The organism is Streptomyces sp. NPDC005791 (genome assembly GCF_042871485.1).
Classification (GTDB): Bacteria; Actinomycetota; Actinomycetes; order Streptomycetales; family Streptomycetaceae; genus Streptomyces.
Window position 1 is genome coordinate 303886 of record NZ_JBIAIP010000003.1, and the last position, 12984, is coordinate 316869.

The window sequence follows — 12984 nt, forward strand, 5'->3', positions numbered from 1 at the left end:
GGGGGGGGCGGGGGGGGGGGGGGGGGGGGCCCGCCGGGGGCCCCCCCCCCCCCCCGCGCGCCGGCGGCCGGCCGCCCCCCCCCCCCCCCCGGGGGGGGCCCCCCCCCGGGGGGCCCCCCCGCTCCTCGTGTCGGGGAGAGGGGTGGTCAGTGCTGCTTGACGCCGCTCAGCTCGTTGGGAGCCTTCGGCAGTTCCGCCGAGGCCAGCTGCTTACCCGACTCGATGTCGATGGCGAGCAGCTTCTTGCTCGACGGGTCCGAGACGTACGCCGTGTGGTCGCGTACGAACAGCGCAGGGCGGGGCTGCTGCCAGTCCATCGGCTCCTGCCAGGAACCGATGGCGGCGATCTTCTTGGTCACCTTGCCCGTGACGGGGTCGATGACATGGATGCTGCCGTCGGTGCCCAGGACGAGCGCCTCACCGTGCGGGCCACGTGCCAGCGAACGGAAGGTGTAGCTCGTACCGATGTCGACGAGCCGCAGCTTGCCCGTCTCGGTGTCGATGAGCGACACCTGCTCCGGGCGTTCCAGCTCGGCGTCCTTGTCCTTCTTGTAGTCACCGAGGACGACGGGCGACTCGTCGGACCCGGCCTGGTTGCCGATCCGGCCGTACTCCGTGGGGCTCTTCACCTTCTTGATGGCACCGTTCTGGTAGATCAGGACCCCGTCCTGGCACCCGATGACGACCGCCTCGCCCTGAGCGGTCGCCTCCCCGTGGACGCCGGGGCAGTCCTCGCTGCGGGTGATCTCCTTGCGGTCCTTGTCGAGGACGACGATGCCGACCCCCTTCTCCTCCGTACCGAGGGTGGTCACCAGCTTCCCGTCGGCGAGCTGGATGGCGACCCCGTGGTGCGGGGCCGCGGAGGTGTACGTCTCGGCCTTCGGCTTCGCCCCGCCGAGCTCCTTCGGGTCGAAGACCGTGACCACTCCGGTACCGTCGGCGAAGAGAATGGTCCTGCCCGCGTGACGTACGACGTGACCCGGCTTGCTGCCTTCGAACTCGACGTCGGTGAGCCCCCGTCCCGCCGCGTCCAGTACCTGGAAACCGGTCGAGGTGGAGACCATCACGTGGCGGTCGTCGCCCGCGGGGTTGACGCGGTTGAAGCCGGCCAGCGGTATGTCCTCGGCGAGCTTCAGCGTCGTCCCGTCCAGTACGTACAGGCCCCCGTCGTACGTGGTCACGATCGGGTCCGCGACCTCGGCGGCCGGTGAACCGGACGCCTTGTCCGTCGACTTGGCCGCGGTGGCCTCGTTGTCGCTGCCGCAGGCGGTGAGCGCGAGGGAAGCCGCGAGCAGGGCGGCCACGGCAGTAGCGGTCCTCGGGCGTGTTCCATGCTTCATTACGTGTGTTTCCTCTCCGTGGCTGTCGCTCATGACCGGCGACAGCGTGGCTATTCGGTGCCCAGCCCCATGGATATGGACCGGGTGTTGGCGCGCATCATTTCCAGGTACGTCGCCGCCCCCTCTCCCTTCTCGGTGAGGGATTCGGAGAACAGCGGCACGACGTCGACCTCGATGTCGCTCTCGCGTTTCAGCACCCGAGCCAGTCGGTCGGGCTGGGAGGAGTCCGCGAAGATCGCCTTCACGCCCGCCGTCTCGATCGCGGTCGACAAGGAGGTGAGGTCCGACGCGCTCGGTGACGCGAGGGTGGTCCCGCTCGGGATCACCGCGCCCACGATCCGGAATCCGAAACGCTGGGCCAGGTATCCGAAGACATGGTGGTTGGTCACCAACTGGCGCTGTTCGGACGGAATGACGTCGAACTGTTTCCGCATCCACGAAGCCAGGTCGGTGACCTGCGTACCGTAGGCGGACGCGTTCTTCCCGACCACGGCCTTGTCGACGCCCCTCACGTGCTCGGCCACCTGATCCGCGATGAGCCCGACGGCCTTGCCGACCCGCTGGGGGTCGGTCCAGAAGTGCGGGTCGGGCTCGTCGGCTGATGCGCCCGCCGTGTAGGTGAGCGGATCGACGGCCTCCCCGACGGCCAGGGTGGAGACGCCGGCCTCCTCGGCGGCCTCCACATGACGCAGGACGTTCTCCTCCAGACCGAGTCCGTTGTAGACGACCAGGTCGGCCCGCTCGATGGACGCCGCCTGCGGAGCCGAGACGCCGAAGGAGTGCGGGTCGGCGCCGGCCTGCATCAACACGCTCACCTCGGCCTCGTCGCCGACGATGTTGCGCGTGATGTCACCGAGGATGTTCGTGGTGACGACCACGGAGGGGCGGCCGCGGCCTCCCTGGTCACCCCCGGCGCAGCCGCTCACTCCCAGGAGCAGAGCGCCGACGAGGGACGCGACAAGGAGACGCGCGGGCGACCGGCGCCTGCGTCCGGTGGTGGAAGCGTCGCTCATCGGCCGGTCTCCACCATGTAGGTCGGGGCGAAGTCGAGGGGGAAGGTCCGGGCGATCCGGAGCCGGTCGTTGTAGTCGATCTCGTGGACCTTCCGCGCCGAGGCGTCGTTGACGTACGCGCGGGTGGTGTCGACCTCGATGGAGGCGGTCCCGGCTCCCTCCGTGAGGAGTTCCTTACGGGCGACGCGCTTCCCGGTGGAGATGTCGTAGGCCGTGAGCACACCGTCCTTGCCGAGCGCGAGCAACGGAGAGCCCTCTCCAGCGGTGTTGGCGGCCACGACCGGGCCGGTCACGACCCGGGTCCAGGCGCGTTCGGTGACGTCGAGGACCCAGACGGCCTCGTCGCCGGACCTGGCCGCGAGCGTGGTGCTGCCGGCCCGGTGACGGAAGTCGACGGCCCGTTCCGAGGCTTCCACCGCTGTGCCGTACGGAATCTTCTCGGCGCCGAACGTGCCTTTGTCCTCGCTGACCAGCAGCGCGCCGTCGGCACATCCGAAGACCACGCCCCGGCGGGTGACGGCCTCGCCGCGCACCTGGGCGCACGGCTCCTTCAACGTGCTGACCCGTGCGCCCTTCCGGTCGCGGACCTCGACGGTGTCCTTGCCAGGGCCCGTCCCGGTGACCAGCAGGTGTTCCTTGTGGGGGACGACCGCCCCGCTCCCCGCCCCGGTCAGCGCGCTGCCAGGGGGGACGGCGCCGTCCTCGAGCTTCCTGCGGTCGAGCAGTTGGGTGCCGCCCTTCGATGAGGACACCACGGTGACGGCCTGATCGCTGTGTACGTGTGCGACCTCCGTCCCCGCGACGGGTCCCACGTCGCGGATCGCGGCGCGGTAGTAGTGGACGTGGTCGCCGTGTTCCACCGTCCAGGCGCCGGTGTCGACGGCGCGGGTGCCGTCGGGGCTGCTCAGATAGGCGAACCGGCCGTCGGTGCGCAGCCCTTGAACGCCCGCACTGCCTTCGAGTGACGTGATGTCCTCGGTGATCAGGTCCAGGACCTTGACCGTGCCTGTGTTCGCGTCGGCGAGTACGAGTCGGGACTGCTGCTCGGAGGCCTCTTCGGCTCCTTCGACGTACCCGTGAGGTCTCGCCGAGGCCTTCGAGGGCGCCTCCGCGTCGCTGCCGCTCTGGCAGCCGAGGAGCAGCCCGGAGCCGGCGAGAGCGGCGCAGGAGAGTGCTGTTGCGGTTCGGATCTTTCTGGCTGTCATGACGGATGTCCGTATTCCATGGGCGGGCGGGCGGTCGCGGAGGTGGGGCGAGCGGAGGCAGGCGGAGCGGGCGTGGGGGGAGCGGACCGCGCCCGGCGATCGCGGAGACCGGAGGCCGCGGTGGAGAGCAGGAAGAGGACGACTGCCGTAGCCGCGATGCTCGCCCCGGCGGCCGTGTGGAGGTGCCACGAGAGGAGCAGGCCGATGAATGTCGCGGCGGCCCCCAGACAGGCGGCGCCGATCATGATCACCGGGATGCGCCGGGCCCACGGCAGCACGGCAGCGGGCGGGGCGATCAGAAGGCCGAAGACCAGCAGGGTCCCCACCACGTGGAACGAGGCGACGATGGCCAGCGTGAGGAGGGCCAGCAGAGCCGCGTGTGCGAGGCGCGGCCGAAGCCCCAGCGTGTGCGCCTTCCGCTCGTCGAACGCCAGCGCGAGGAACGGTCGGTAGCCGAGTACGGAGATCACCAGAGCGATGACCAGCGCGCCCCCGAGGTAGGCCAGGTCTGCCGAACGTACGGCGAGCACATCACCGAAGAGGAACCCGGTCAGGTCGACCGCGAAGGACTGCGAACGCGAGACGATGATCACGCCCAGCGACAGCATTCCGACGAAGAGCAGACCGATGCTGGTGTCCTGCGACAGTCGGGGTGACCGGCCGACGACGCTGACGCCGAGTGCCATGACGGCCGCGCTCACAGCGGCGCCGATCAGCAGATTGCCCCCCAGCAGCGAGGCGATTGCGATCCCCGGGAGCATGCCGTGCGCCATCGCGTCCCCGAAGAACGCCATACCGCGCAGAACGACCCACGTGCCGGCCAGGGCGCAGATCAACGACACGAGCATGCCGCCCCACAGGGCCCGTTGAACAAAGGTCACCTCGAAGGGGCCCATCAACCATTCCATGCGGCGGACACTACAATGAAAATGATTATCACTACAACGAAGCGCTATGGGGAGAGGTTCAGGAGATGCAGCGGCAGGTAAGGCTCGACGGTGTGTCGGCCGGTTATGCGAATCGTGCGGTACTGGAGCAACTCAGCCTGCACATACCGGCGTTCGCCACCACGGCCGTGGTCGGACCGAACGGATCGGGGAAGTCCACGCTTCTTGGTGTGATCTCCGGGGTGATCCAGGTAACAGCGGGGGAGGTCGCGCACCGGACCAGCAGGCGTGCGGCGTTCGTGACGCAGCGCAGCAGGGCGGCCGATGTGCTGCCGCTGACCGTGCGGGATGCCGTCGCGATGGGGAGGTGGGGGCACCGCGGGCTGTGGCGGCGGCTGTCCGAGCGGGACCGGGACGTCGTGGAGGCGAGTATGGGTCGGCTCGGTGTCAGCTCCCTCGCTCACCGGCAGTTGGGGGAGCTCTCGGGCGGTCAGCGTCAACGCGTGCTCGTCGCGCAGGGGTTGGCCCAGGAGGCGGATCTGCTCGTGCTGGACGAGCCCACCACCGGCCTCGACACCGCAGCTCAGCGGCTCATCGCCGAGGTGCTCGCCGGGCTGACCGAGGAGGGGGTGACCGTCGTGCAGGCGACCCACGACCTGGAGGTGGCCCGATCCGCGGGCCACGTCCTGCTGCTCCAGGCGGGGCGGCTGTGGGGGGAGGGGAATCCTCGGGAGGTGCTGACCGATGACGCGATCGACCGGATCTGGCGACTGCCCCGGAGGGTGTGAGTGGCCGGGGTGCCCGGGCGCGTCGAAGCGAGCCGCCATTTTTGAACATGATTACCATTGTGGTTAGGGTGGGCGGTGGCCCGGCTGTCCGGGCCGTGCACCAGTGCCGACGGCCCCATGGCCGCAGGTACTGCCCCTCGGTCCGGTGTCGGGTCCCTCCTCCCCGGCGCCGGCCTCTCTCCGACAGGAGGCGACGATGGTCAGCGCTCCCGATCGACCCCGACGCCGCCGTGCGGCGGACCGGCGGCCCGAAGTGCTGGCCGCCCTCCGGGAGAACGGAGGATTCCTCAGTGCTCAGGGCCTCCACGCGGCGATGACGCAGCGGGGTGTCCGAATCGGCCTCACCACGGTGTACCGGGCGTTGTCCGATGCGGACGCGGAGGGACGGCTCGAGACGGTCCACGCGCGCGGCGCGGTGAAGGCGTACCGGTATCTGCCACCCGTGCACGAGCACCACCTGAGGTGCCGGGTCTGCGGGGTCGGCGTCACGTTCGTCTCCCAGGCGCTGGAGGAGTGGGTCGCCCAGCTGGGGCCTCGCCACGGATTCGCGGACGTACGGCACGCCGTCGCCGCGACGGGCACCTGCCCTGGCTGCGCGGAAGGCGAGGCGGGCTGAGAGGCAGGTCCGAGGGCGCTTGCCACGTCACCGGGCGGCCTCCATGTAGGGGAGGCAACCCGGCGAGGGGGCCGGACCGGACGATGCCGTGGCTGCGACCACCGTCCGGCCCGGAGTTCAAAGGTGGGACGCCACCTGTTGAGGGTGCTCGTGTGCACACGCCTCGTCGATGCCGTACGTGTCCCACTCCGGGAACGGATCGGCCGCCGGCCGCTGCTCCCTCTCGGACATCAGACACCCGGACAGGGCTTCGTGCAGGGCGTCGGCGCGCAGATCCGTGCCGATGAAGACCAGTTCCTGGCCCTGAGCGGTGTCGGCGTCGCGTGCGCCGGACGGCTCGAAGCGGGCCACGGAGCCCGCCTGCGACCAGAGACCCGTCACGTTCGGACGACTGGACAGCCAGAAGAAGCCCTTGGAGCGCAGAACCTGCCCGTACCGGCCGCTGTCGAGGCCGGCGGTGACGAACGTCCACAGGCGGCCGGGATGGAAGGGGCGGTCCGCGCGGAAGACCGTGCTGGAGATTCCGTACTCCTCGGTCTCCGGCACGTGGTCCCCGTTCAGCTCCCGCACCCATCCGGGAGCCTGCTGGGCCCGTTCCAGGTCGAAGAGGCCGGTGCCGAGAACCTCCGACAGTTCCACGCGTCCTCGACTGACGGGCACGATCCGGGCCACCGGGTTGAGGCGAGTGAGTGCGGCCTCGAGGCGTTCCCGCCCTCGTGCGTCCACGAGGTCCAGCTTGTTCAGCACGATGACGTCGGCGAATTCGATCTGGTCCATGAGCAGGTCGCTGACCGTGCGTTCGTCGTCCTCGTACTGATCGAGTCCCCGCTCGGCGAGGCCGTCACCTCCCGACAGTTCCGGAAGGAAGTTGGCCGCGTCGACCACGGTGACCATCGTGTCGAGCCGGGCGAGGTCGTCCAGGGTCGCACCGTCGTCGCGTGGGAAGGAGAACGTCGCCGCCACCGGCATGGGTTCCGAGATGCCGCTGGACTCGATCAGCAGGTAGTCGTAGCGCCCCTCGCGGGCGAGCCGGTCCACCTCGTCGAGCAGGTCGTCGCGCAGGGTGCAGCAAATGCATCCGTTGGTCATCTCGACCAGGCGTTCCTCGGTGCGCGAGAGTGCGGCCTCGCCCCCGCGCACCAGTGCCGCGTCGATGTTGATCTCGCTCATGTCGTTGACGATCACCGCGACGCGCATGCCCTCGCGGTTGCCGAGGACGTGGTTGAGCAGTGTCGTCTTGCCCGCGCCCAGAAAGCCGGAGAGCACGGTCACAGGCAGGAGGTTCTGCGCCATGGAGCGGATCAGTCCCCCGGGTGCAGGAGGCCGCGCTCGTACGCCTTCACCAGTCGCTGTGGCACCTGGTGGACGACGCCGTCGACCGTGACCGGCACGAGCTGAGGTGTCGTGGCCTTCCACTGGGCGCGGCGGTGGCGGGTGTTGCTGCGGGACATCTTCCGCTTGGGTACTGCCATGGGAGCCTCCTGGGTCGTCGTCGGCGACCAACGCTATATGAAAACGATAGTCAATTTCAAACGTTCCTCCATGCGAGTCCGCGGCGATGGGGGAACCCGGGCGTGGGATGGGGGCGGAAGGGGCGTACTGGACGGCTTGGGCATCGAACATCGCGGCGTAGCGCCCTCGGGCGGCCAGGAGTTGGTCGCGGCTGCCGTCTTCGGCCAACCGCCCGCGGTGCAGGACGTAGATGCGGTCGGCGTGACGCACCCCGGACATGCGGTGGGTGACGAGGACGACGGCGCGGTTGGGGGCGGCGAGCCGGCGAACGCGGTCGAACGCTTCGATCTCGGCCTCCGGGTCGAGTGCGGAGGTGGGTTCGTCCACGATGAGGATGCCGTCGGCCTCCGAGGTCGCGCTGCGCCAGTGGGTACGGGCCAGTCCCACTTTCTGTCATTCACCGCGCTCGAAGACCTGGGCGCGCTCGCGGGCCGGCGATGTCGGCGGCGCCCCCCACCGCATGGTCCCGCTCCGGGGCGGTAGCAGGCTTGGGAGGACCTTCATCAAGGTGCTCTTTCCTGACCTGTTCTCGCCGACCACGGCGGTCACCGGGCGGTGTGAGTGACACCTCGTCGAGTGCCGGGCTGCCGCGGTCGGGGTAGCGGTAGGTGACATGGGCGAGGACGATCAGTGCGACGTGGTGGGGGACCGGGTCGCCGGCCTCGGGGATGGCGCGCCGGGCGGCCTGGGCCAGGAAGCGCCCGTGATCCCGGACGTACAGGGACTCTCCCGCCCCTTGTCGCACGGGCGGAGGCCGCGGCAATGATCGCCGAGGTCCGGTCCAGCTCGCCCCTGGCGCCCAGCTCGTCCAAGATCACCCGATGCAGCCGACGCCACAGCCCGGCCTCCGTCCAGCACGTGAAGCGGCGGTGTGCTGTTGCCGGCGAGACGCCGAAGGTCGGCGGAGGATGCCGCCAGGCACAACCGCTGGTCACTGGGTAGACCACTGCCGTGAACACCGCCCGCGCGTCTACGGGACTCGTACCGCCGCCCTGCGGACGGGATGCGAACTCCGGCAGCAGCGGTGCCATCAACGCCCATAACCCGTCCGGCACAAGTCGAGGAGAAAGATCATCAGCTACGAGCGGCATCATGCCGCACCAACAGAGCGCCACGTGAGACACCCTCTTGAGCTGCGGTGATGTCCTACAAACCGGAGTCGGTGGCGGTCGACCGGCCTGGTTCGCGGCCTGGAATCGCGGTTGCCGACCAGATCAGTCCGTCACGGGCAGGCACTCGGCGAGCAGGTGGACGACGTCGTGCCAGGCTCGCTGCGCGTGCCGTGGGTGGTAGCCGACGCCGGGGACCACAGGCTGGTCGACAGGTGGGTGGTGGAAGGCGTGCAAGGCGCCGCCGTAGACCACGAGGCGCCAGTCGACGCCTGCGGCTTGCATCTCGGCGGTGAACTCGTCCCGTTGCGCGGGCGGCATGATCGGGTCTTCGGACCCGACCCCGGCCCACACCGGGCAGCGAATGCGGGCGGCCTCGCCCGGTCGGCCCGTGGTCAGTGCGTTGACCGTCCCGATCGCGCGCAGGGCGACGCCGTCGCGCCCGAGTTCCAGCCCGATGGCGCCCCCGGTGCCGTAGCCGACGGCGGCCATCCGGTCGGGGTCGGTCCGCGGTTCGGCGCGCAACACGTCGAGCGCCGCGTGGCCGATGCCCCGCATGCGGTCGGGGTCGGCGAGCAGCGGTATGCAACGGGCCAGCATCTTCTCGGGGTCGCCCAAATAGCGCCCGCCGTGGAGGTCAAAGGCCAGCGCCACGTATCCCAGCTCGGCGAGCGCATCGGCTCGGCGGCGCTCGACGTCGCTGAGCCCCGGCCCCTCGGGCCCGACCAGGACTGCGGGTCGGCGGTCGACGCCGGCCGGGAGCGCGAGGTGCCCGATCATCGTTAATCCGTCGGCCGGGTACTCGACCGTGCGGGTTGTAATCGTCGTCATGAGACTGGACGGTAGTGATCGTCGAACCCGGTCGGGCAGGTGTTCACCGCTGGCAGAACAGCGCGGGTGTGCCTCTGAGATCCGGCGATGTCTCACAAGCCCCGTTACCGCGGCAGTGTTGTCGGATCACCTGTCCTGTCCACGGCCCTGGGGGTGGACCTGCCGGGTCGGCCATGCCCTCTTCGCCGACTTCGAGGCACACCACGCCGCGCACGCGATTTCGCCCGCTACGTCTTGCTCGACGAAACCACCTCCGCGCTGTACGCCGACTGGTAGCTCGGTCTGACCTGGTTCTCGGCGGTGCGGAATGTGCACCGGCCGGGCACATGTGGGCCTTCGCAGCCCTGCGCACGCAGGCTCCACGCGCCCACTATGACCGACGGCGTGCTGGTGGAGAACGGCATACCGCAGCTCTCAGGAACCTGTTCAACAGACTGCTCGGCTGCCTCTTCCGCTGCCTACAGCACCGCACGCTGTCCGACCCCGACCGTGCCTTCGCACCACCTGTGGTCTTGCTGCCTGAGCGCCTACGTGACCCGCCAGCGACATGAGATGTCCTTCGCCCGCGGTCTCGAGCGGGACCGTGCCGCCGTGAATGCCGCTCTGACCAGGGCGTATCACGATGGCGGAACCGAAGGCGTCAACAACAAAACGAAGCTGATCAAGCGACAGATGTTCGGCCGGGCCGGTTTTCCGTTGAGGCGCTCCGACGTCGACGGCGATCGCGGTCAGGACGTGCTGGACGTGGGCCTTGCGCTGGCCTCGATAGCCCGCAGCGGCGGCGCATGCCGTGGCCGTGGGCGAACTCGTTGACTGCCTTTGACTGGAACCGGTGACGCCTGGAGCACAGTGGGTTCCGTCGTGCCCGTTCCTTGGCATCCGGCCGGGCCCCCGGAGAGGGAGGATGCGGCCGCCGGCGGGGCGAGAGGGTGTGCCCGAACGGGAAACGACATGGTCGAACGCAGGATGAATGAGCACAGGGCGGTGCGAGCGATGCATGGGCACTCCTTGGTGCCATGTGGACAGGCGATCGGATAACGGAGCCATTTCCGTAACCGTCACAGGTGCGTCGTGCTGCACGCACGACATTTCGCGCGACGCGGCACCCTCGGCTTCCTATAGAACTCTTGTATTTCGAAATCTCGTTCTAGATTTCGTCCGCGTGCCCGGTGGAGTACTCCGCCATCCGACGCCGGCCGGGTCCGGTGCCGGGACCGGCCCCGGGGCTGGCGCCTGATCACGCATGCGAGCGCGGATCCACGCCGGTGAATGGGCGAGCAGAGTGCCTCGGAAGGGGGTAGTGATCGCCGGAGCGGTGTGTTTTGAGCCTAACTGAAACGCCTGTACATGCACGATGTGGATTCTTGAATTCCGTATGAGTAGACCATTATCCCGGGTCAGCGGATTTCTGTGGAGATTTTGAGACGTCTACAGGGTGGCTCAAAAGCAGCTACCGAAACCTTGGTTATTGTATTGTGACAAAGAAATCAATCGGCTGAGGTGAGCGGAGAGCGCGCGCGAGAGGAAATCAAGACGTGATACGGGGGAATTTTGAGTACGACGGTAAGTGGCCTTTCGCGAGAAAAGCCGTACATACACGAGTCCGGCCCCGACAACACCGACGATCAGGTAAAAGCGGCTCTGGCCCAGGCGCAGGCGCTCATCCGGTCCGCGCTCCGGGCCCATGACAGTGGCCGGAGGCCCGAACCGGGCATGGTCGAGTCACTGCGCACGGAGGACGCCTTCCGGGCCGCGATCGACTACTGGCAGTCCCAGCCCCGGCGCGCACGTCCGGAACTCTCCTACGTCGACGTCAACGCCCTCTACTCGTGCAGCTACGGCGGCGCATGGCCGATGCAGGAGTGGCTGCTGGAGCGGGGAGCTCCGGTGCGCGTGCTGACCGCGGCAGCCGGCGAGGGCTGCCGTGTCGGCTGTATGGAGCGCGTGCTGCACAGCGCCGCGCAGGTGCGGGTGTCCATGCATCCGCTGTCCGGTTTCGCCGTGGTGAACCGTACCGTGGCGATCCTGCCCGCCGTCCACCGGGACACCTCGCAGTCGGTGCTGGTCTGCGAACCGCACACGGTCAAATCCCTGAGCGTGCTGTTCGACGCGGTGTTCAGCAGAGCCACCGACTGGTCCATCGCCATGCGGTTCACCTCCCCGGACGGCGAGGAGGAGGACGAGGTGCTGCTCCAGGTCCTGCACCTGATGAGCACCGGACGCACGGACGAGGTGACTGCCCGCGAACTGGGCATGTCCGTGCGCACGTTCAGGCGTCATGTCTCGGAGGTCATGCAGCGCCTCGGCGCCTCGTCCCGATTCCAGGCCGGTCTCCGCGCCGCCGAGCTGGGGCTGACGACCGGAGCCTCTCCGGCGTCGGAGGAGCCGCCCGGGCGGGGCCGGACGACGACTCTCCGCGTCCCCGGCGGACCGGGGCGCTCCGCCTCAACAGGTCCGCGGTCGTAGTCGTACGGGCAGGGACTCGAAACCCCAGACGAGACTGGAAGCTGCCCGGATCGGCTCGCCCGCCGGTTCGGGCAGTTCCGCGCGAGACGCCAACTCCTCGAAGAAGATGGTGAGCTCGGCCAAGGCCAGTGCGGAACCCAGACAGTAGTGCTCGCCCGGGGCGAGCGCCACATGCCGGTTGGAGGCCCGCAGCGCGTCGAAGCGGTCGGGGTCGGCAAAGACCGCGGGGTCGCGGTTGGCGGCGGGCAGCCACACCGCGACCCGATCTCCCGCCCGTACCGGATGCCCCGCCAGTGCGGTGTCCCGGGCGGCGGTGCGCAGGACGTGCATCGCCGGGCTGGTGAACCGAAGGATCTCCTGGGCGGTGGCCTCCATCGGATGGTCCGCACCGCGGGCGACCTCCCACTCCTCGGGGTGCCGCATCAGGGCGAGCAGTCCGCCGGCCGTGGCGTGCCGGGTCGTCTCGTTGCCACCGGAGACGAGTCCGTCGCAGTTGAGGTAGATCTCCTCGTCGGTCAGCGGCCGCCCGTCGACCGTGCCCTGGACGAGCGCGGTGACGACGTCGTCCGACGGTTCCCGCCGCCGCCGTTCAACGAGTTCGGCGTAGTACAGCAGGATGTCCGTGTGCGCCCGGGCCGCCGCGGCACGGTCCGCCGACCCGGGCCCCGCATGGCCGAACGCCGTCATGGTGCGGTCCAGCATGAAGGACCGGTCGGCGGGCGGCACTCCGAGCAGATCGCAGATCACCGTTACCGGCAACCGGGCCGCGACGTCCACGAAGTCGCATGCGCCGCGCTCCAGCGCCTCGTCGATGACCTCCGTCGCGGTGGCCCGCATGGTGCGGTGCAGCCGGGCCACCATGCGCGGGGTGAAGGCGGCGTTCATGACGTGCCGCAGTCGGGTGTGCCGAGGCGGGTCGGTGACGATGAGCATGCGCTGCGACGCCGCCTCTGTGGCCCCCGGCGAGTCGTCCAGCCGCATGCCCCGGCCGGAGACGAAGACCTCCGGCCTGCGCAGCACCTCGAGGGCCTCGCGGTGTCCGAGCACCGCCCAGAACGACTCCTTGTCCGTACGCTCGTTGCGGTACACCGGCGTCCGCGCGCGCAGTCGCGCCCACAGGGCCTCCGGGGCGCCGTCCCGGTACAGCGACGGGTCGGCCAGGTCGGGGCCTTCGGCCGGGACCGGCCCGGTGCCCTTCGGTTCGAGAGGAGTCATGG

Annotated in this window: 14 protein-coding genes; 4 read left to right on the forward strand and 10 right to left on the reverse strand. The window is 69.4% G+C overall.

Translation table 11 applies throughout. The annotated features are described in order from the left end of the window. Window positions 1-146: 146 nt before the first annotated feature. Genes aztD through aztB form a run of 4 tightly spaced genes read right to left on the reverse strand, consistent with a single transcriptional unit; the run spans window position 147 to window position 4466 of the window. On the reverse strand, window positions 147-1340 hold the full coding sequence (gene aztD, locus ACFYSH_RS08510) for a zinc metallochaperone AztD (RefSeq protein ID WP_388751481.1): 1194 nt from the start codon (window positions 1338-1340) through the stop codon (window positions 147-149). Between the two features lie 50 nt (window positions 1341-1390). Further along, a complete protein-coding gene (aztC, locus tag ACFYSH_RS08515) occupies window positions 1391-2353 on the reverse strand; it encodes a zinc ABC transporter substrate-binding protein AztC (protein WP_388751483.1) in 963 nt (320 codons plus the stop codon). Then, window positions 2350-3558, reverse strand: coding sequence for a hypothetical protein (locus ACFYSH_RS08520; RefSeq protein ID WP_359478909.1), 1209 nt, complete (start codon window positions 3556-3558; stop codon window positions 2350-2352). The genes aztC and ACFYSH_RS08520 overlap by 4 nt, the downstream gene beginning before the upstream one ends. Further along, window positions 3555-4466 (reverse strand): zinc ABC transporter permease AztB, encoded by a 912-nt coding sequence (gene aztB / locus ACFYSH_RS08525; RefSeq protein ID WP_359478912.1) that lies wholly within the window; start codon window positions 4464-4466, stop codon window positions 3555-3557. The genes ACFYSH_RS08520 and aztB overlap by 4 nt, the downstream gene beginning before the upstream one ends. A gap of 65 nt (window positions 4467-4531) precedes the next feature. Between aztB and aztA the strand changes: the two genes are divergently transcribed. Continuing rightward, on the forward strand, window positions 4532-5233 hold the full coding sequence (aztA, locus tag ACFYSH_RS08530) for a zinc ABC transporter ATP-binding protein AztA (RefSeq protein WP_388751485.1): 702 nt from the start codon (window positions 4532-4534) through the stop codon (window positions 5231-5233). A gap of 196 nt (window positions 5234-5429) precedes the next feature. Then, window positions 5430-5849 (forward strand): Fur family transcriptional regulator, encoded by a 420-nt coding sequence (locus tag ACFYSH_RS08535; protein ID WP_388751487.1) that lies wholly within the window; start codon window positions 5430-5432, stop codon window positions 5847-5849. A 117-nt stretch (window positions 5850-5966) separates the two neighbouring features. Here ACFYSH_RS08535 and ACFYSH_RS08540 read toward each other — a convergent pair whose 3' ends face one another. The 5 genes from ACFYSH_RS08540 to ACFYSH_RS08560 form a co-directional block, all read right to left on the reverse strand. Next, a complete protein-coding gene (locus tag ACFYSH_RS08540; RefSeq protein WP_388751489.1) occupies window positions 5967-7142 on the reverse strand; it encodes a GTP-binding protein in 1176 nt (391 codons plus the stop codon). Between the two features lie 8 nt (window positions 7143-7150). After that, window positions 7151-7321, reverse strand: a complete 171-nt coding sequence (gene rpmF, locus ACFYSH_RS08545) for a 50S ribosomal protein L32 (RefSeq protein WP_359478941.1) — start codon at window positions 7319-7321, stop codon at window positions 7151-7153. Window positions 7322-7754: 433 nt separating this feature from the next. Beyond that, window positions 7755-7976: an ATP-binding cassette domain-containing protein gene (locus ACFYSH_RS08550; protein ID WP_388751491.1), complete on the reverse strand. Its 222-nt coding sequence runs from the start codon at window positions 7974-7976 to the stop codon at window positions 7755-7757. Next, window positions 7907-8455 (reverse strand): transposase, encoded by a 549-nt coding sequence (locus tag ACFYSH_RS08555; protein WP_388751493.1) that lies wholly within the window; start codon window positions 8453-8455, stop codon window positions 7907-7909. The genes ACFYSH_RS08550 and ACFYSH_RS08555 overlap by 70 nt, the downstream gene beginning before the upstream one ends. A gap of 120 nt (window positions 8456-8575) precedes the next feature. Then, complete coding sequence (locus ACFYSH_RS08560) at window positions 8576-9301, reverse strand: dienelactone hydrolase family protein (RefSeq protein WP_359478920.1); 726 nt, start codon at window positions 9299-9301, stop codon at window positions 8576-8578. A gap of 372 nt (window positions 9302-9673) precedes the next feature. Between ACFYSH_RS08560 and ACFYSH_RS08565 the strand changes: the two genes are divergently transcribed. Continuing rightward, a complete protein-coding gene (locus ACFYSH_RS08565) occupies window positions 9674-10114 on the forward strand; it encodes a hypothetical protein (RefSeq protein WP_388751495.1) in 441 nt (146 codons plus the stop codon). Between the two features lie 738 nt (window positions 10115-10852). Further along, a complete protein-coding gene (locus ACFYSH_RS08570) occupies window positions 10853-11767 on the forward strand; it encodes a response regulator transcription factor (RefSeq protein WP_388751497.1) in 915 nt (304 codons plus the stop codon). Here the strand turns inward: ACFYSH_RS08570 and ACFYSH_RS08575 are convergent. Further along, on the reverse strand, window positions 11747-12982 hold the full coding sequence (locus tag ACFYSH_RS08575; RefSeq protein ID WP_388751499.1) for a cytochrome P450: 1236 nt from the start codon (window positions 12980-12982) through the stop codon (window positions 11747-11749). The two genes, ACFYSH_RS08570 and ACFYSH_RS08575, sit on opposite strands and share 21 nt — an antisense overlap. Window positions 12983-12984 lie beyond the last annotated feature (2 nt).

Bases quoted from the DNA above. Each gene is read 5' to 3' on its own strand.
- ACFYSH_RS08535 (WP_388751487.1), top strand. From the start codon at position 5,430: ATGGTCAGCGCTCCCGATCGACCCCGACGCCGCCGTGCGGCGGACCGG.
- ACFYSH_RS08540 (WP_388751489.1), bottom strand. From the start codon at position 7,142: ATGGCGCAGAACCTCCTGCCTGTGACCGTGCTCTCCGGCTTTCTGGGC.
- ACFYSH_RS08575 (WP_388751499.1), bottom strand. From the start codon at position 12,982: ATGACTCCTCTCGAACCGAAGGGCACCGGGCCGGTCCCGGCCGAAGGC.
- aztA (WP_388751485.1), top strand. From the start codon at position 4,532: ATGCAGCGGCAGGTAAGGCTCGACGGTGTGTCGGCCGGTTATGCGAAT.
- ACFYSH_RS08555 (WP_388751493.1), bottom strand. From the start codon at position 8,455: ATGATGCCGCTCGTAGCTGATGATCTTTCTCCTCGACTTGTGCCGGAC.
- aztC (WP_388751483.1), bottom strand. From the start codon at position 2,353: ATGAGCGACGCTTCCACCACCGGACGCAGGCGCCGGTCGCCCGCGCGT.
- aztD (WP_388751481.1), bottom strand. From the start codon at position 1,340: ATGAAGCATGGAACACGCCCGAGGACCGCTACTGCCGTGGCCGCCCTG.
- ACFYSH_RS08550 (WP_388751491.1), bottom strand. From the start codon at position 7,976: ATGTCACCTACCGCTACCCCGACCGCGGCAGCCCGGCACTCGACGAGG.
- rpmF (WP_359478941.1), bottom strand. From the start codon at position 7,321: ATGGCAGTACCCAAGCGGAAGATGTCCCGCAGCAACACCCGCCACCGC.
- ACFYSH_RS08560 (WP_359478920.1), bottom strand. From the start codon at position 9,301: ATGACGACGATTACAACCCGCACGGTCGAGTACCCGGCCGACGGATTA.
- ACFYSH_RS08565 (WP_388751495.1), top strand. From the start codon at position 9,674: ATGACCGACGGCGTGCTGGTGGAGAACGGCATACCGCAGCTCTCAGGA.
- ACFYSH_RS08520 (WP_359478909.1), bottom strand. From the start codon at position 3,558: ATGACAGCCAGAAAGATCCGAACCGCAACAGCACTCTCCTGCGCCGCT.
- aztB (WP_359478912.1), bottom strand. From the start codon at position 4,466: ATGGAATGGTTGATGGGCCCCTTCGAGGTGACCTTTGTTCAACGGGCC.